An 18,015-nucleotide genomic window follows, 5' to 3' on the forward strand; every position below is an offset into this window, starting at 1 on the left:
GAAAATTCAATGTTTGTTCTCTGATGACACGAGATTGTCGGATTTTCTCCTGCGCCAAAGCTGAAACTGATCCATCGCTATTGCAGCAAGCGTCCCTAAGACAAGCCCGTTGCTTAACAGAGAAATAAACACCGGATGCATATCCTTTAATGCACTTTCTGGCACAAACATAATGCCGACACCTGTAAGCAGTGAAATGCCGATCACAGCCCGCACTCTTTTCAGCTCTGATTTCTCATAGGAATCAAATTCAGTAAACGCCAAACCAACCATTGCCGAGAACACAACAAAGTTTACCGCGAATCCAACGGGTGACGGCAGACTCGCAAACGCATTCATAAAAAACGGAATCACGCTGATGAAAACGACCAGCATACTGCCGAGAACAAACGGCTTTTTAGAAGGCATCTTTGTCGTTTCAATAAAACCCGCGGCTCCCGAAATCGGAACCGGTGCAATGGCTCCAGACAAACCGCTCAGCAAATGGCTGAATGCAGCCGCAAAACCGGCAGGGCGCTCATGACGCTTTCCATCTGTCTGTTTGCCGAATTTTTTCACCGCAATGTCCACAACCTTCATACTTGCCAGCATGTTAACGATCAGCAGGATCGTAATAAAAACCGAGGTGATGGCTAGGCCGCTGTTAAATAACGGAGCACCGAACGGAAACAGAGACGGCAGCTGAAACAGCCGATCCGGCATTTCGATCGGTTTCGCAACGCCCGCAGCCGCAAACAGCACCCATCCGCCGAAAAGGGCCAATAAAATAGAATATTGCTTTAAAAAAACGATATGAGAATTTGACATGATAAAAGCTGCGGCGACGACAACCAGCGCCAGGACAAATACAAGACCGTCCACGCTGTCTTTTAAATAGCCGATGCCGAGAAGCCCTTTTATTATCGGCTGGCTCAGCTGCATGACGAGCAGCAGCAAATAGACCCCTGTCACAACCGGAGTAAACAAGGCAGCAAGCCGGTCAATGACCTTGAAGACACTTAACAAAAAGAAACATACAGCGCTTACAAGAAGCGCCCCCTGCAAGCCGCGCAATGTTTCGCCATATGTCGCAAACACCGTTCCGGTCAGGCCGCCGTAGATCGTGTACACTCCCCACCACAAGCCGGCAGGGCTTTCATTTATAGGCAGCCGGTGTCCTTTCAAACACTGAATAACTGCGGCAATTCCCAATACAAAAAAAGTGCTTTGAATCAGCCGTGCTGAATCTGAATGATCCAGATGAAACGACTGGGCAACCGCCACCGGAACAACAATCGCCGCCGCAATCATAAACGCTGTCCATTGCAGAGCGCCAAGAACCAATTTCACGTAAGCTCAACCTTTCTGATTAAAAATCAAATAAAGACTCTCCGTTTCCATCCTCTTCCTGCTTATCTTTTTCCTGCTTCCGATATTTGTTTAATCCCGCGCTGCCCATCATTTTTTCCATCAGCAGCTGGTCTGTCGAAGGCGGCGCCGAAGGACTTGCCGTGACACTCGGCTGAATGCGCGGCGCGCTCCCCGTCTCCGGCTGATCCAGCACGACGTCGCACAAAGAACGGACGACCGCCACTTGACGCTTCAGCTCCTCATCACCTTCAGCCGTCTTTGCTTTCTTCAATTCCTCTTCCATCTTCTGAATCAAAGCGGATATATGAATGTTCATAAAAAATCCTCCAAAAATAAAATGTAGTCTCCCTGCATTTTATCAAATTCCCGCCGCAAACGCAGACAAGAGTTTGTTATTTTTTCTGACAAGCGCCTCGCATTTGACAAGCAGAAGACAATTTTCACATAATGAATCACCATGACCCGCAGGAAGGAGAGAGAATATGAACAGCATCCCCTCTATTGTCAGCAGCCATCAAGCATTTTTCGCGGCAGGGCATACAAAATCAATTGACTCAAGACTGGACGTCTTAAAGAAACTGAAACACACCATCAAAGCGTATGAAGCAGACATCACAGCCGCTCTCTATCAGGATCTTCACAAATCTGAACAAGAAGCATACTCAACGGAAATCGGCATCGTTCTGGAGGAAATCAGCTTTGTGATGAAACGGCTGAAAAAATGGGCCAAGCCGAAAAGAGTCAAAACGCCATTGACCCATATCGGTTCCAAAAGTGTCATTATCGCCGAGCCGTATGGCACCGTCTTGGTGATTGCGCCATGGAACTATCCCTTCCAGCTGGCGCTTTCTCCACTGATCGGAGCCATTGCGGCCGGAAACACGGTCGTTCTCAAACCCTCAGAATATACGCCAGCTGTTTCGGCTGTTCTTTCCGATCTCATCCGCGACGTTTTTCCGGATCATTATGTCGCTTTGGCGGAAGGCGGGCCGGACATCAGCACAGCTTTATTACAGCAGCCGTTCGACTACATATTTTTTACGGGAAGCGTCGCCATAGGAAAAGTTGTCATGGAAGCGGCTGCCAAACAATTAATCCCTGTCACCTTAGAGCTCGGAGGCAAAAGCCCCTGCATCGTGCATAAGGATGCTGACATCAAGCTTGCCGCCAAACGCATCGTCTTCGGGAAATTTACGAATGCGGGCCAAACCTGCATCGCACCGGATTATTTGCTCGTTCACGAAGACATCAAAACAGTGCTTGCGGAAGAAATGAAGCGTGTCATTGGCGAGTTTTACGGACCGCAGCCCGAACTGAATCCGGCTTATGGCAAGATCGTCAGTGAACGCCACTATCAGCGGCTGCTGAGCTTTCTGAAAGACGGTGTCGCGCTAAGCGGCGGCCAAGCCGATCACAGGCACCACAAAATAGCGCCGACCATTCTCGATCAAGTCACAGATGATTCCCCTGTAATGCAAGAGGAAATTTTCGGACCCATTCTTCCGCTGTTTACATATCGCAGCATCGATGAAGTCATTGAGAAAATCAAGTCGCGTCCCAAGCCGCTCGCTCTGTATGTGTTTACGACAAACCAAACAATTGAACGAGAGGTATTAGAAAACCTGTCGTTTGGCGGCGGCTGTGTCAACGATACGTTAATGCATGCCGCGACACCGTATTTGCCATTCGGCGGCGTGGGAGAAAGCGGAATCGGCAGCTATCACGGATTTGACAGCTTTAATACATTTACGCACAAAAAAAGCGTCGTCAAGCAAACGAACCGCTTCGACTTCGCTTTCCGTTATCCATCCTCCAAAAACGGCCTGCGTTTGATTCGAAAAATACTCAAATAAAAAAGCGCAGGCCATCTGCGCTTTTTATAAATCCTTTATACACCAATCAATCGGAGCCTCACCCATTTTCTCCAAGAAGGCATTTGCCCGTGAAAATGGCCTGCTGCCAAAAAATCCGTTTCTTGCTGAGAACGGGCTGGGATGCGTCGATTCAATAATAAAATGCTTGGACGTATCGATCCGTTCTTTTTTCATTTGGGCATGCCGGCCCCACAATATAAAGATGATCGGCCGCTCTCTTTCATTCAGCACGTCAATCATCCGGTCAGTCAGCCGCTCCCAGCCTTTTCCCTTATGGGAATTCGCCTGTCCGCGCCGCACCGTGAGCACGGTATTCAGCAAAAGAACCCCCTGCTTCGCCCAGCTGACGAGCGACCCGTGATTCGGTATGCTGCAGCCGATATCATCCTGAAGCTCGAGAAAAATATTTTTTAATGAAGGCGGCTGCTTCACGCCCGGCTTTACGGAGAAGCTTAAGCCTTGAGCCTGTCCAGGCCCGTGATACGGATCTTGGCCGAGAATGACCACCTTGACATCATCGTACGGCGTATAGTGCAGCGCATTAAAGATATCGCGGCTGTCCGGATAGACCGTCTCCTCCATGTATTCCCGCTTCAGCATTTCTCTCAGCTCTTGATAATACGGTTTTTCAAACTCTTCCTTCAGCTGTTCCCACCAGCTGTCCTGTAAAAGCTGTTTCAAGATGCAAACCTCCTTACGAACGATGAAGTCTGGAATAGACAGGTTTGCCATCCCAAACAATCTCACTTTGTGCTTCCCGCCTCTTCATGTCAGGCTCTTCAAGCAGGACGGCAAAGTTTTTCGTCGGCAGTTCCCCTAGTCCGTGCTTCTCGCTTAAACGATCCAAGTATTGCTTCCGCTTGGCGCCAAGGTCTGCGGACTGATTGTCTCCCGCGTCACTGAATGCATATATCACACTGGCACAAGGCACACGCTTGACCCGGTAATCCTTCGCTGCACGCAAGTAAAAATCCCAGTCCCAATAATTATGCACATCAGCATCGAAATACCCGATCTCATCGTGCAGGAAACGTCTGTACATGCTGCCCGACGGCACGTAGGTCGAGAACACTCTCATATCCTCATAATCAGCGGTATACGCAAATAACTTCCGCGAAATCGGATATCTTGTCCCTTCCCTCTCTTCAAACGACACAATTTCGGCATCAGAATGAACGAAATCTGCCGTTTCCATTTCCTTCGCCATTCTTTCCAGATGGCCCGGCGTGAAGAAATCATCATCATCACAAAGCATGATACAGTCGCCTGACACCTCTTTGACACCCGCATTTCTCGCGGCCACATGACCTGAGTTCTTCTCTAAATCAATCACAACAATCGGCAGATCCGGATACAGTGCTTTGGCCCGCTCAACCGATTCCCCGGCATCATTGACAATAATGACTTCATACGGCTTCATAGTCTGCTGCGAAATCGACTCCAGCAGCTCGCACAAAGCCGGAATCCGATTATAGGTCACAATTACGATAGAAATCTTCATGATGCTCTCCTTCTCATTTTCATAGTCATGTACTATTAAAACATATATTGGACGGGAGATCAGTGGGAAGATCCTACCGAACTGTGAAATGGAAACTACAGAAACAGCAATGTGACGCCTACCAGAAGCACCATAATCAGCATCAGATCTGCGCATACACGAATAACATCTTTCAGGCGGACGCCATTCGGCAGGACGAGATGCCACAGCTTCGATTGATAGACCGGCAGCAGCACCAATGCGTAAGAAAGGCACAAAAAAGTGAATGCCGGCGGAACAAAAGCACAGCCTGCATCGTCCCAATCCCTCACAATTTCAGAAACACTCGTTCCATCTGATAAGAACAAACCAATCAGCAAGGTCAGCAGAACAAAGGACCCCAATTGAACATCAAACAGACGCATGCGTTGGTGGCAAGCAAGCCTGAGTGCCCAAAACCAGCCTATAGAATAGAAGAATAATAGAAAAATGATTGCACCAGCAGTAAAAACAACATCTGGCAGCCTATCGAGCAAAAAAACAAGCGGTACGGCCACAGCCATAACCAAAAGCATGGAGGCACCCACAAACAAAAATACAGCCACATGAATAACAAAGCCATATAAACAAGAGCCGAGTCTCATGACAATCCCCCTTATTACATAGAATTTCTATGTATATACCTAAAAAATCAGGCAAGCTGGCGCCTGCCAAAATAACAGCCTATTCGCCCGCACGCCGGAAATAACAGCGTAGCACAAGCACACGCCCCTATAAACCAAGGTGTCAGCAAAGATTGAAACAGCGCAGCAGGAACGAGATCAAACAGAAAAACAAACATAAAAATAACGTTCGGCACCATGGAAATAAGAATCGTATGTAAAACAAGCCGTTCACCGCGTTGCCCGAACTCCCTGACGCCTTGGTACCCAATCAGCACCCAATAGAGAATATAAGCAGCTAAAATCAGCCACACAGAAACAGAAATGCCTTTCCACACTGCATGAACAAAGGGAGATTCTAACCATGCATGCAATGCCGTAATGATAATACCTGCTGCAAATAAAGCACTATTGCAGAAAAGATGGAATAATAAAAACGTACGGGCGGATACAGGCTGTTCTTTCTGAAAGGAAGATACAATCTCATCCGGTGTGCCAAAATCCCGAAGCAAACATTCCATGGCTTCCATCTCATTCTTCCCCTCTTGAATGGAGTGAAACAAGTGGTGTTCAATATGGTTTTCGATCTCTTCGATCATCGCTTCACAATCAGAAACCCCTTTAAGCCCGTTTTTCACTTTATATAAATAAGTCTCTTTATCCATTCTGTCCGCCCCGCTTCAGCATTCGGTCCATCATGGCTGAAAACATGCTCCATTCCTTTGTGCGCTCTGCCAGGATCTCTCTGCCGTCTTCTGTAATCCGATAATACTTACGATCCGGGCCCTTCTCCTGCTTCTCCCAATAGGAAGAAATATATCCTTGCCGTTCAAGTTTATGAAGAGAAGGATACAATGTTCCCTCTTTCATCTGCAGTTCATGATCGCTGCGGCTTCCCATCTCTTTTACAAGCTCATAGCCATACATCGGCCTCTCACTCAGGAGCGTTAATACCAATATCACAGTGCTGCCTTTAATCAGCTCACGATTTAACATGACAAAACCCCTACCTAGTTTTCTTATGTAGCATTTTATGAAATCACCCTGATATTGTCAATTGATTCCTATAAACCTTTCATATTGTGATAAGCAGAAAATCTAACTATAATGAGATATAAAACATTGATGGAGGTTCAACACATGTCTATGCATAAAGCACTCACGATTGCCGGCTCCGATTCCAGCGGCGGCGCGGGAATTCAAGCTGATTTAAAAACATTTCAAGAAAAAAACGTATACGGGATGACGGCCTTAACGGTGATCGTCGCGATGGACCCAAACAACAGCTGGGACCATCAAGTCTTTCCGATCGATCCTGACACGATTCGCGCCCAGCTCGCAACGATTGTAGACGGCATCGGTGTGGACGCCATGAAAACAGGAATGCTGCCAACCGTTGAAATTATTGAGCTTGCGGCGAAAACGATCAAGGAAAAACAACTGCAAAACGTCGTGATTGATCCGGTTATGGTTTGCAAAGGGGCAAATGAGGTCCTTTATCCAGAGCACGCGCAAGCCCTGCGTGAACAATTGGCACCGCTCGCTACCGTGATTACGCCAAATCTGTTCGAAGCCAGCCAGCTCAGCGGCATGGGCGAATTAAAAACGATTGAAGACATGAAAGGAGCGGCGAAAAAAATCCACGCCCTCGGTGCTCAATATGTTGTGATTACAGGCGGAGGCAAGCTGAAGCACGAAAAAGCTGTAGACGTTCTGTATGACGGAGAAACAGCGGAAGTCCTTGAAAGCGAAATGATTGATACGCCTTATACACATGGCGCCGGCTGTACGTTCTCCGCAGCGGTGACAGCAGAACTCGCAAAAGGTGCGGAAGTCAAAGAAGCGATTTACGCGGCGAAAGAATTTATTACAGCTGCGATTAAAGAATCCTTCCCGCTGAATCAGTATGTCGGACCTACGAAGCATTCTGCTTTGCGCCTGAATAAGCAATCATAAGCGTAACAGGCTGCCTTATAAAGAGGCAGCCTGTTTTTATGTTCAATCTTACATATTGGGACGCTCTGTCGCATTCCATTTCACATCTTCGTAACCGTCCGCCTCAAAAATGTCTATATCACAAGAGTCTTTGTGCGTTTCATCTGCCGCTTCCATACTTGAAAGTAGTCCTCTTTTGCAACAGAAAAAACTGCCGATCACATCGGCAGCCTGTTTATTTGGTTTTTAAATTGTTCGCAGATGATCTCAAAAATGTTTCTATCGACTGAACAAAAAGTGCATATTCCTTCATTTGTTCATATGCCCGTGAAAGGGTTTCTGCCGCTTCACTATGCGGCGATGTTCCCCGAAGCATTTTTTTCAGCTGAAGAAGCACATCCTTATACTCTTCCCGCTTATCCTCAACATGATCCGCAGCCTTTTCTAAACATTCCGGTGTTATCTTCTGTTCATGTATATTCAAGAAAACAACTCCTTTTACAGAAAAAAAATAGTAGGTTATCGTTGAAGAATAGCACAGATGGCACAGATTTCACATAAGAAAATAGGAGGATTTTCTACATGAGTGTCCAAATTCCGACTTTCATTTCAGATTTTCCATTTGATCTCGCTGTCACTTCATCATTTCCCGGGAAAGGAAAATATCTCGCACTGAATACCTCTTCCCCATGATTGATAAAGACTTCCACAGATGACGCGTCGATAAACATGTGCACTGTGTGCAGATTGCTGATTCGGCAATGTCTAGCTTCTGTTCTTGTACCGTCAAAGCTTGTGCGCGTTAGCGTGATAAGCCCTTCTTCCTTCTGGAAAGAGAATGTGGCAGTGGCTCGGATATCGATTTCAAAACCAGACTCCGTACTAATGTCTTCAATCAAAATCTCAGCTCTTTCAGGATTTTCGACTGGCAGCGTACCAGACGATCCATACATGTTGATTTGAACTTCCTGCCCATTTTTCCGCATCGCTTTCAGCTCGGGAAGCGGCTGCTGAATCAGCTTCTCCCCTGATAGCGTCAGCTGTCTCGGCAGCGTCATGCAGTGAATCCAGTGATAATCTTTCGTCGGATGATCCTTCTCATCCTGATCAGGTACAGCCATCCACGCAAACAGTATCCGGCGTCCCTGATCGTCTTCAAGTGTTTGCGGCGCGTAAAAATCAAAGCCTTGATCAAGCTCCGTAAACGCAGCATGCATCAGCCCCGTTTTTTCATAATCGAGCCGGCCTACAAAATATCCAGATTGATACACATTTTGATAATGATAGCCGTCAGCTTCAAGTCCTTGGGGCGAGACAATCAGCACTTCGGAGCCTTGAAGAGAAAACAGGTCAGGGCACTCCCACATATACCCGAAACCGTTCAGTCCGTTGAGGCCGGCACCTGTTATCGGGCCGAGAAACGCCCATTCTGTCAGGTTATCGGAAGTAAACAAAACAGCTTGGCCTTTCATGTTCTCCGTTTGCGCACCGATCACCATATACCATTTTCCTTCATGCTCCCACACCTTCGGATCGCGAAAATGAGCTGTATAGCCTTCCGGAAGGCGGGCGACAACACCTTTTTTCTCAAAGGTCAGCCCATCATCCGATACAGCAAGGCACTGATACGTTTCCCGATTCCCATCCTGATCCCTGACATTTCCTGTGTAAAACAGATAGAGCCGGTCATCTTTGACAACAGCGCTGCCCGAGTAGCAGCCGTTTTTATCAAACCAATCACTCGGAGCCAGTGCAATCTCTTCCCGCTTCCAATTCACAAAATCGCGTGTCGTATAATGCCCCCAAAACTTTGCGCCGTGCCCCGTCTGAAACGGCTGCCACTGAAAAAACAAATGATAGACTCCTTTCCAATACACCACGCCATTTGGATCATTCAGCAAACCAACCGGAGGCATGATGTGAAAGTGCTGGCGGTACGGATCGCTGGCAGCGATATGTTCTTTTTTTTCAACTTCTTCATAAGCCCGGCGACGCAGCTCCTGATCATGTGCTGTCATTTTTTTCTCTCCTCATCTTCGTTAATTTTCATGACAAATGCCGCAATGAACGCTGATACTGCTGCAATAACCATTCCAATCATATAGTTTACTAGATTTCCAAAGCCAAACGGTGCTGCAATGGCGATCATCGGAATGCCTGTTAACCCGTAAGCGTTTGCAGCAACATGTGTAAATACGACATACGCGCCGCCCAACGCGCCCCCGATCATGGCGGCGATAAACGGCTTCCGGTATCGAAGGTTCACCCCGAAAATGACAGGCTCTGTAATGCCTAGAAAAGCGGAAAATGCCGCCGGAAGAGCGATTTCCTTCGTTTTTGCCTTTTTCGCTAAAAAGAAGACAGCAAGGCCGGCCCCGCCTTGGGCGACATTCGCCATAGACCAAATCGGCAATAAATAGTTCCTGCCAAGATCTGAAATGAGCCCCGCCTCAATCGCATGGAAGCTGTGATGAACACCTGTCAGGACGATCAGTGAATAGGTGCCTCCGAAAAGAAGGCCTGCGACAAAACCGGCATGATCATACACATATGTTAAAGCAACAGTAATACCGGAGCCAAGCGCTCTTCCTAGAGGACCGATGGCAATAAATGCGACAAACCCGGTGACAATGACAGTAACAAAAGGCGTAACAAGCAAATCGACCGCATGCGGAACCACTTTTCTTGTCCATTTCTCTACCTTGCTCATGACGTAAACTGCCAGCAGAACAGGGATGACAGTTCCCTGATATCCGAGAAGCGCGATATCAAACCCGAAAAGATGCATATAATCAGGTGATGCTTCCGCCAGACCCCATGGATTCAAAAGAGTGGGGTGTATCATGATTCCCCCGATGACCGCTCCTAAATACGGATTGCTTCCAAACTCTTTTGAAGCGCTGACCCCGATCAAAATCGGCAGGAAGATAAATGCCGCGCTTGAAAACATATCGAGGAGCTGCAGCAGCGCAGAGTCCTTACTCATCCAATGAAAGGCATTGATCATTCCCAATAACCCCATTAACAGGCCGCTGGCTACGATGGCTGGAATGATCGGAACAAAAATATTCGAAAGCGTTTTCGCAAATCTCGCTGCAGGGTTCAGTTTCTCTTTAGCAGCATCCTGGTGATTCACATGTTCTTCACGCTCTACATCGGCTTCCTTAGAAAAAGCGTCATACACTTTATTGACAAGGCCTGTTCCAAAAATAATCTGGTATTGGCCTGAACTGCTGAAAGCGCCTTTGACGCCTTCAAGCTCTTCTACTTGTGCTTGATCTATCTTTGATTCATCCTTAATCACCAAACGCAGTCTTGTCGCACAATGAGCCGCGCTGATGATGTTTTCTTGTCCCCCGAGAAGCTCAATGAGGCGTTTTGCAGTCTCTTTGTAATCCATCTTCTTCTCCCCCTTTTATAAACAAAAAAGACCTAAAATTCGCCAACGAATAAAGGACACAGCGATCCTTTTTCATTTACGCAAATTTTAGGTCTTGCCTGCTTTACCAGTCACAATCCCGCTTATTCGAATGAAGAATACGCTTTCATCATAATTGATGACAGCGTTTTCGTCAACTGTTTTTTTAGATAAAAAGTGATGTAAAACATTTAGACAAAAAGTCGTAAATATTAATTGTGAAATACTTCACAATATCGTGCTATACTATGCTCATCTATCAAAGAAAGCAGGAAAAGACAATGGAAACTCAAGCATTGCAAAAGGTTGAACAGTATGCTTTAAGAAAACAAAACATATTCGTTTCAAGCAAAATCCGTTATTTGCTCAGATCCATTTTGGCCAGCATGTTTATCGGTTTTGGCATTACAGCCGCAAGCAAAACAGGCAGCTATTTCTCTATTGCCGACTCACCGTTTGCCTTCCCGGCTGCCGCTGTGACATTTGGAGCTGCTATCGTATTAATTGCCTACGGAGGCGGGGATTTATTCACCGGCAACACCTTTTATTTCACTTATACCGCACTCCGGAAAAGAATCCGCTGGCGCGACACCCTGTACCTGTGGGTTTTCAGCTATACCGGCAATTTGATCGGAGCCGTTTTGTTTGCGATTCTTATCAGCGCAACCGGGCTCTTCGAGGGGGCATCCCATTCCTTTTTGATTCATCTGGCAGAGCACAAGATGGAGCCGCCTGCCTCAGAGCTGTTTTTCCGAGGAATGCTGTGCAATTGGCTTGTATGTCTCGCTTTTTTCATTCCGATGTCTCTCAAAGGAGAAGGGGCAAAGCTGTTTGCCATGATGCTTTTCGTTTTCTGCTTTTTTATTTCCGGTTTTGAACACAGCATTGCCAATATGTGCACATTTGCGATCTCACTTTTGATCGATCACCCTGATACAGTCACACTGGCGGGAGCAGCCAGAAACTTAATTCCTGTTACACTCGGCAATCTGGCCGCAGGAATTGTGATGATGGGCTGGATGTATCACACGCTGAATGCCGATCAATAAAAAAACTTCCAGAGATCACTCCCTGCAAGTCAAAGCGGTTATTCCGAGAGATCTTGAAGACGCTGGACATGCAGCGTGATATAGCCGGCCTCGGACTCCGGCAAATGTAATTGATATTCATTTTTCAGAAACTCCGCCAGCTCCAGCGCACATTGATAGGCAAATGAATACTTTTTTTGGATGAAATAAAGCATCTCTTCGTCCATGGCATGAAACGCTTCATTTGATTCCAACCGGCTGACCGCGTATCGCAAATGCGTGACAAGGCGTTGATAGGAAATGCTGTTTTCATCCACCTTTCGATTAAAGTAGTTTTCTATTTTCTCTATCATTTCTTTTATCATCGTCGTATGCTTCAGCGCTGAATACATACTCTCTGCATCCATCTTTGCCGTATGGATGTGAAGGGCAATATAACCCGCTTCATCTTCAGGCAGAGACACGCCCAATGTCTCTTTTACATGTCCGATCGCCCACAGGCCGATCTCGTATTCTTTTTTATAGAGCGCCTTTATCTCATGCAATAATTTATTTTGCACAAGCAGCCCATTTTGAATCCTTTCGATCGCAAAGGACAAATGGTCAGAAAGCGCGATATGAATATGGTCGCTCAGCGGCGCCGCGAGCTCCCCTTCCGCATAGCTGATGATATCCTCAGCTATGTCAATATGCTCCTCAGGCAGTGTTTGCAGGATTTGTTTAAATTTTTCATTCTCGTCGTGCACGACAAAAATCTTTTCTACTTTATTCATAGGGATGAGATCATTTTTCTTTTTTTGAAAAGCGATGCCCGGACCCATGACGATTTTTTCCTGATCATCCTCTTTGATTAAAGCCGCATTGTTGTTTAATACCTTATAGATTTTCAAGAGGCTCTCTCTCCCGCCAATTAGCTTTTATGACTGGGATTTTACCTCCTTTTGACCGCCATGTAAAGATGCGGGCCGGCCCTCTCCTGCTTTGGCGATTCCTTGAAGGCTTGCAGACATCTTCTTTTATAGAGAGCGGCGGCTTTCGCTTTCTGTTTTTCTTCGTCATTCACAGCCATCCGCCATTCATAAAACGAAACCAGTCCTGCGGCTTGCACCGCCGCTTTTCTTTGATATGTACGCTGAGCCGAATAAATAGCGGCAGCCGCATGTTTTCGGTCCGGCGCCACCCAGTTCATCAAAAAGACCATCCACACCCGTAAAGATACAAGCAAACGTTTCATAGAAAAACATCCCTCCGCTTCTTTTTGGCAGGCAGCCTTTTTAGCAGCCCGTTTTTTCAGCCGCAGCTCACAGGAAAAGACGGCCGATTTCTTTTCTCGCAAACTAGCAGCTCTAGCAAAACTCATGACTCTATGATAGACCGTGGAAAGAGAATTCTTTGTCACAATATGAGTGAAAAAACAAACTAGTTTTAAGAAGTTTTGTTGAAAGCTGAAAGAAATGAAATGAAAATTGGAGAACCGCTTTAAAAAGTTTATACACAAGTTATCCCAAAGATAAGAACAACTTAATCACAAGAGATATCCACATGTCCACAAACCCCATCTATATTTTGTATAAGAACATATATTCCCAACTATATATATACACAGCTTTATTCACTTATACACAGGGTTCTGTGTATAACTCCTTCCTTATACACAACCAAAATCCAATAAATGGTCCAAATGACACAAGGATTTTTTTGAATTTTCAAGAAATATATACTAGATATTTAACACTTTTTCTAAACACAAAGGGGGAAACACATTGAAAAACGGGATTATTCGTTTTCTGCTTCTAGGTTTGGTTTTATTCTTTACGTTATCCACAGGCATTACAGGTGTACAGGCAGCACCGGTTTCTTCAAAAGGATCGGCGGACCTGGAAAAGGCCGAGGTATTCGGTGATATTGACATGACAACAAGCAAACAAACAACGGTGATTGTGGAATTAAAAGAAAAATCCTTAGCAGAGGCGAAAGAAGCGGGAGTAAACCAAACGAAAAGCAAGCTCAAAAACGCCCGCTCAAAAGCAAAAAATAAAGCCGTGAAAGCGGTGAAAAACGGAAAAGTAAAACGAGAATATGAGCAGGTATTCTCCGGATTTTCTATGAAGCTTCCAGCTAATGAAATTCCAAAACTTCTAGCAGTAGATGACGTTAAAGCTGTGTACCCGAACGTCACTTACAAAACAGACAATATCAAGGAGAAAGACATCACCATCTCCGAGGACGCTGTCTCTCCGCAAATGGATGACAGCGCGCCATATATCGGAGCAAATGATGCATGGGATTTAGGCTACACAGGGAAAGGCGTCAAAGTGGCTGTTATTGATACAGGGGTTGAGTACAATCACCCTGATCTGAAGAAAAACTTCGGACAATATAAAGGATACGATTTTGTAGACAATGATTACGATCCGAAAGAAACACCGACAGGCGATCCAAGAGGCGGAGCCACTGACCATGGAACACACGTGGCCGGAACTGTCGCTGCAAACGGTACGATTAAAGGCGTAGCGCCTGATGCAACACTTCTCGCTTACCGCGTTCTCGGACCGGGAGGAAGCGGCACAACAGAAAACGTCATCGCCGGTGTAGAACGTGCAGTTCAGGACGGAGCAGATGTGATGAACCTGTCTCTCGGAAACTCGTTAAACAACCCGGATTGGGCGACGAGCACAGCGCTTGACTGGGCCATGTCAGAAGGCGTTGTCGCCGTTACATCAAATGGCAACAGCGGACCAAACGGCTGGACAGTGGGATCGCCAGGCACATCCAGAGAAGCGATTTCTGTCGGCGCAACGCAGCTCCCGCTCAATGAATACGCCGTCTCATTCGGCTCTTACTCTTCAGCAAAAGTCATGGGCTATGACAAAGAAGAGGACGTCAAGGCGCTTCACAATAAAGAGGTTGAGCTTGTCGACGCTGGCCTCGGCGAAGAAAAGGACTTTGAAGGAAAAGATCTGAAAGGCAAAGTGGCACTCGTCAAACGGGGCAGCATTGCTTTTGTGGATAAAGCGGACAACGCCAAAAAAGCAGGCGCCATCGGCATGGTTGTGTATAACAACCTGTCCGGAGAAGTTGAAGCCAATGTGCCAGGCATGTCTGTGCCAACGATTAAGCTTTCATTAGAAGACGGCGAAAAACTCATCAGCGCCATGAAAGCAGGCGAGACAAAAGCAACATTCAAGTTGACGGTCTCAAAAGCGCTCGGTGAACAGGTTGCCGATTTCTCATCCCGCGGCCCTGTGATGGACACGTGGATGATTAAGCCGGATATTTCCGCGCCAGGCGTCAATATCGTCAGCACCATTCCGACACATGATCCTGACAATCCATATGGCTACGGGTCAAAACAAGGAACAAGCATGGCATCACCTCATATTGCCGGAGCGGTTGCCGTTATCAAACAAGCTAAACCGAAATGGAGCGTTGAACAGATCAAGGCTGCCATCATGAATACCGCCGTCACATTAAAGGATGGCGACGGAGAAGTATATCCGCATAACGCTCAAGGCGCAGGCAGCGCAAGAATTATGAACGCGATCAAAGCCGACTCGTTCGTCACACCGGGAAGCTACTCGTACGGCACATTTTTGAAGGAAAAAGGAACCGAAACGAAAAAAGAAACCTTTACAATTGAAAACCAATCTTCCATTAGAAAATCATATACGCTAGAATACTCTTTTAACGGAAGCGGCATTTCCACATCCGGCACAAGCCGTGTTGTGATTCCGGCTCATAAAACCGGAAAAGCCACTGCAAAAGTAAAGGTCGACACAAAGAAAACAAAAGCAGGCACCTATGAAGGAACAGTCATCGTTAGAGAAGGCGGAAAAACCGTCGCCAAGGTTCCTACATTGCTGATCGTAAAAGAGCCGGATTATCCGAGGGTAACGTCTGTCTCAGTTAATGAGGGCTCTGAACAAGGCACCTATGAAATTGAAACCTACCTTCCTGCGGGAGCGGAAGAGCTGGCATTTCTCGTCTATGACAGCAACCTTGACTTTGCAGGCCAAGCCGGCATTTATAAAAACCAAGATAAGGGCTATCAGTACTTTGACTGGGACGGCACGATCAATGGGGGTACAAAACTTCCAGCCGGTGAATATTATATGCTCGCCTATGCAGCGAACAAAGGCAAATCAAGTCAAGTCCTGACCGAAGAGCCATTTACTGTTGAATAAAAAGCAGCCCTGCCGAGAAACATCGGCGGGGCTTTTTTCATGCAGGCTTTAGCGGCTTCATGCCTCAGCAAACGCCTCCTGTAAAAGGCGATAAGAATGAAGTTTATCCTCAAATCGGTTCGTAATGGTCACCGCCATGATTTCCTCTGTACCATAAGCCTTACTCAAGGACATCAGCTGTTCCTTGACCTGTTTTTTCGTACCGACAATCATTCGGTTTCTGTTATCAGCAATTCGTCTTTGTTCATAAGGAGAGTACGTATTTTTCCGGACAGCTTCATAATCAGGAACGCCTTCTAAAGGTATGCCCTGCTCACCCGCCAAGAGAGTAAAATCAAGCACTGTCCCCAGCTGCTCCGCTTTCTCTTCTGTATCCGCACATAGAACAAAAACAGCAACTGCCGCCCGAGGTGTTTCTCCTAACACAGACGGCTTAAATCGTCTCATATATTGTCTGACCGTATCCTCCCCGCCCTCGCCATTGATAAAATGGGCAAACATATAGCCGGCACCCAATTCAGCGGCGAGCAGCGCGCTTTCTCCAGATGAACCGAGCAGCCACACATCAGGCGCAGTTGAAATATGCGGTGCAGCCGTTAAATTAGGAAACCGGTGACTGTCATCCGCCAAATCATGCAAATACATCGTCAGCTCCTTGATTTGCTGCGGGTACTGATCGGCATTGCGTTTCCCGCCGTCATTCAGCGCCCAAGATGCAATCGGCATTCCTCCCGGCGCTCTTCCGAGGCCGAGATCAATTCTTCCCGGAGTCAAACCTTCCAGCACACGAAAATTCTCCGCTACTTTATAGGCACTGTAGTGCGGCAGCATGACACCTCCTGATCCCACCCTGATCCGGTTCGTTTTCGCCGCAATGTGGCTGATCAGCACCTCTGGACTGGACCCTGCCAGACGCTTTGAAAAGTGATGCTCTGAAACCCAAAATCTCTTATACCCAAGATCCTCAGCCGCCTGGGCAAGCTCAACGGTTTCCCGTAATGCCGTTTCTGCAGAGCTTCCCTCGGACACCGGAGATTGATCTAATATACTTAATGATAACATCCCTACCACCTCGTCCTCATCGTATCACTGATCCATTATTTTTTCTTCTAAGCCGCTCACACTGTTCATCAGTGTCCCCCGATCAATCGTCATTTATTTGTGTCTGCTTGTCTCTATTTGTCGGAATATGTTACACGTGAAACATAAAAACCTCTCCGCCAGCGGAGAGGTTTCACATTTAGTTCTTATTAAAGCCTTTTTCCTTCACATATTCATTTAAGTACGTACGCGGTTTCTGCTTCATAAAGTTCAGAATTTGGTCAGACCACGTTTCCACCCGCTGACCATTTGTTCTTTCTCTATAATAATCAGAAATGGTTTTGTCATATGCACTCATATGTTTACGAAAATCATCGTCATTCACGTTATAGGTATTTTCATGATATACAGCCTGCTTCGGCAATCTCGGTTTTTTGCCGGATAGGTTGGCAGGGTGTCCTACAGCCAGGCCAAAAAGCGGGAGCACATGGTCAGGCGTTTGCAGCACCTCTGTCACCTTGTCCAGTTCATTCCGAATGCCTCCGATATAACATATGCCAAGCCCCATTGATTCTGCGGCGATGCTCATATTTTGAGCCGCAAGCGCAGCATCAATTAAACTGACCATAAACATTTCCGTATTTTCCAGCAGCTCAGAAATAGGTTCGCCTTTTTCTTCAGCCAGTTTTTGATGTCGGTACAAGTCCGCACAAAACACAAAAAAGTGCCCGTTATTTTCTACATAAGGCTGATTCCCCGCAAGCACAGACAGTTCACGCTTTTTCTCCGGATCGGAAACACCGATAATCGAATAAGCCTGCACATAGCTGGACGTAGGCGCAGCCTGCGCGCTTTTCACTAATGTATCAATTTCCTCAGCTGTCAGAAGCTGATCAGTAAAAGATCGGATCGACCGATGGTTTAAAATGGTTTCAATTGTGTTGTTCATCACAAGGACCTCCTTATCTGTTTATCATATCCCAAAAAAAGTGAAGTCAAAAGTGAAATGCTCTGAAACAAAAAAAGACAGCCCTTTAGAGGCT

Annotated in this window: 18 protein-coding genes; 4 read left to right on the forward strand and 14 right to left on the reverse strand. The window is 46.6% G+C overall.

Features of this window, described 5'->3' with window-relative positions; genetic code table 11:
* Positions 1-6: 6 nt before the first annotated feature.
* Positions 7-1,329, reverse strand: coding sequence for a purine/pyrimidine permease (locus NSS75_RS20425; RefSeq protein WP_106019756.1), 1,323 nt, complete (start codon positions 1,327-1,329; stop codon positions 7-9).
* 19 nt (positions 1,330-1,348) lie between these two features.
* The gene (locus NSS75_RS20430; RefSeq protein WP_254517928.1) at positions 1,349-1,666 is read right to left on the reverse strand and encodes a YwdI family protein; all 318 of its coding nucleotides are present in this window, start codon (positions 1,664-1,666) and stop codon (positions 1,349-1,351) included.
* Between the two features lie 166 nt (positions 1,667-1,832).
* On the opposite strand from NSS75_RS20430, the gene NSS75_RS20435 reads away from it, so the two are divergent.
* The gene (locus tag NSS75_RS20435) at positions 1,833-3,203 is read left to right on the forward strand and encodes an aldehyde dehydrogenase (protein ID WP_268496500.1); all 1,371 of its coding nucleotides are present in this window, start codon (positions 1,833-1,835) and stop codon (positions 3,201-3,203) included.
* A 24-nt stretch (positions 3,204-3,227) separates the two neighbouring features.
* Here the strand turns inward: NSS75_RS20435 and NSS75_RS20440 are convergent, their stop codons facing one another.
* The 5 genes from NSS75_RS20440 to NSS75_RS20460 all read right to left on the reverse strand — a co-directional run bounded on the left by NSS75_RS20440 (position 3,228) and on the right by NSS75_RS20460 (position 6,362).
* A complete protein-coding gene (locus tag NSS75_RS20440) occupies positions 3,228-3,905 on the reverse strand; it encodes a uracil-DNA glycosylase (protein WP_024123272.1) in 678 nt (225 codons plus the stop codon).
* A 13-nt stretch (positions 3,906-3,918) separates the two neighbouring features.
* The gene (locus NSS75_RS20445) at positions 3,919-4,725 is read right to left on the reverse strand and encodes a glycosyltransferase family 2 protein (RefSeq protein ID WP_095712748.1); all 807 of its coding nucleotides are present in this window, start codon (positions 4,723-4,725) and stop codon (positions 3,919-3,921) included.
* 95 nt (positions 4,726-4,820) lie between these two features.
* Positions 4,821-5,348 (reverse strand): hypothetical protein, encoded by a 528-nt coding sequence (locus NSS75_RS20450; RefSeq protein ID WP_339234730.1) that lies wholly within the window; start codon positions 5,346-5,348, stop codon positions 4,821-4,823.
* A gap of 47 nt (positions 5,349-5,395) precedes the next feature.
* A complete protein-coding gene (locus NSS75_RS20455) occupies positions 5,396-6,031 on the reverse strand; it encodes a permease prefix domain 1-containing protein (protein WP_339234733.1) in 636 nt (211 codons plus the stop codon).
* A complete protein-coding gene (locus NSS75_RS20460; RefSeq protein ID WP_095712745.1) occupies positions 6,024-6,362 on the reverse strand; it encodes a PadR family transcriptional regulator in 339 nt (112 codons plus the stop codon). Before NSS75_RS20460 ends, NSS75_RS20455 begins: the two co-directional genes overlap by 8 nt.
* Before the next feature lie 144 nt (positions 6,363-6,506).
* Here NSS75_RS20460 and NSS75_RS20465 point away from each other — a divergent pair, with 144 nt between their 5' ends.
* Positions 6,507-7,322: a bifunctional hydroxymethylpyrimidine kinase/phosphomethylpyrimidine kinase gene (locus tag NSS75_RS20465; RefSeq protein ID WP_339234736.1), complete on the forward strand. Its 816-nt coding sequence runs from the start codon at positions 6,507-6,509 to the stop codon at positions 7,320-7,322.
* 214 nt (positions 7,323-7,536) lie between these two features.
* On the opposite strand, the gene NSS75_RS20470 is transcribed toward NSS75_RS20465, so the two are convergent.
* The 3 genes from NSS75_RS20470 to scrA form a co-directional block, all read right to left on the reverse strand.
* Positions 7,537-7,785: a hypothetical protein gene (locus tag NSS75_RS20470; protein WP_024123279.1), complete on the reverse strand. Its 249-nt coding sequence runs from the start codon at positions 7,783-7,785 to the stop codon at positions 7,537-7,539.
* A gap of 94 nt (positions 7,786-7,879) precedes the next feature.
* On the reverse strand, positions 7,880-9,319 hold the full coding sequence (gene sacA, locus NSS75_RS20475) for a sucrose-6-phosphate hydrolase (protein WP_339234739.1): 1,440 nt from the start codon (positions 9,317-9,319) through the stop codon (positions 7,880-7,882).
* On the reverse strand, positions 9,316-10,701 hold the full coding sequence (gene scrA, locus NSS75_RS20480; RefSeq protein WP_024123281.1) for a PTS system sucrose transporter subunit IIBC: 1,386 nt from the start codon (positions 10,699-10,701) through the stop codon (positions 9,316-9,318). Before scrA ends, sacA begins: the two co-directional genes overlap by 4 nt.
* A gap of 299 nt (positions 10,702-11,000) precedes the next feature.
* On the opposite strand from scrA, the gene NSS75_RS20485 reads away from it, so the two are divergent.
* Positions 11,001-11,768 carry a formate/nitrite transporter family protein gene (locus NSS75_RS20485; RefSeq protein WP_095712743.1) on the forward strand — a complete coding sequence of 256 codons (768 nt, stop codon included), beginning with the start codon at positions 11,001-11,003 and terminating at the stop codon, positions 11,766-11,768.
* A gap of 38 nt (positions 11,769-11,806) precedes the next feature.
* Here NSS75_RS20485 and sacT read toward each other — a convergent pair whose 3' ends face one another.
* Both sacT and NSS75_RS20495 read right to left on the reverse strand, forming a co-directional pair.
* Positions 11,807-12,637: a sac operon transcriptional antiterminator SacT gene (gene sacT, locus NSS75_RS20490; protein ID WP_024123283.1), complete on the reverse strand. Its 831-nt coding sequence runs from the start codon at positions 12,635-12,637 to the stop codon at positions 11,807-11,809.
* A gap of 41 nt (positions 12,638-12,678) precedes the next feature.
* The gene (locus NSS75_RS20495) at positions 12,679-12,981 is read right to left on the reverse strand and encodes a hypothetical protein (RefSeq protein WP_010332348.1); all 303 of its coding nucleotides are present in this window, start codon (positions 12,979-12,981) and stop codon (positions 12,679-12,681) included.
* A gap of 529 nt (positions 12,982-13,510) precedes the next feature.
* Here NSS75_RS20495 and vpr point away from each other — a divergent pair.
* On the forward strand, positions 13,511-15,931 hold the full coding sequence (vpr, locus tag NSS75_RS20500; RefSeq protein WP_339234743.1) for a serine protease Vpr: 2,421 nt from the start codon (positions 13,511-13,513) through the stop codon (positions 15,929-15,931).
* A 57-nt stretch (positions 15,932-15,988) separates the two neighbouring features.
* Here the strand turns inward: vpr and NSS75_RS20505 are convergent, their stop codons facing one another.
* Positions 15,989-16,993 (reverse strand): LLM class flavin-dependent oxidoreductase, encoded by a 1,005-nt coding sequence (locus NSS75_RS20505; protein WP_101859771.1) that lies wholly within the window; start codon positions 16,991-16,993, stop codon positions 15,989-15,991.
* A 178-nt stretch (positions 16,994-17,171) separates the two neighbouring features.
* Positions 17,172-17,921, reverse strand: coding sequence for an oxygen-insensitive NADPH nitroreductase (gene nfsA / locus NSS75_RS20510; RefSeq protein WP_024123287.1), 750 nt, complete (start codon positions 17,919-17,921; stop codon positions 17,172-17,174).
* Positions 17,922-18,015 lie beyond the last annotated feature (94 nt).

The organism is Bacillus sp. FSL K6-1012, assembly GCF_037964915.1.
Lineage (GTDB): Bacteria > Bacillota > Bacilli > Bacillales > Bacillaceae > Bacillus > Bacillus halotolerans.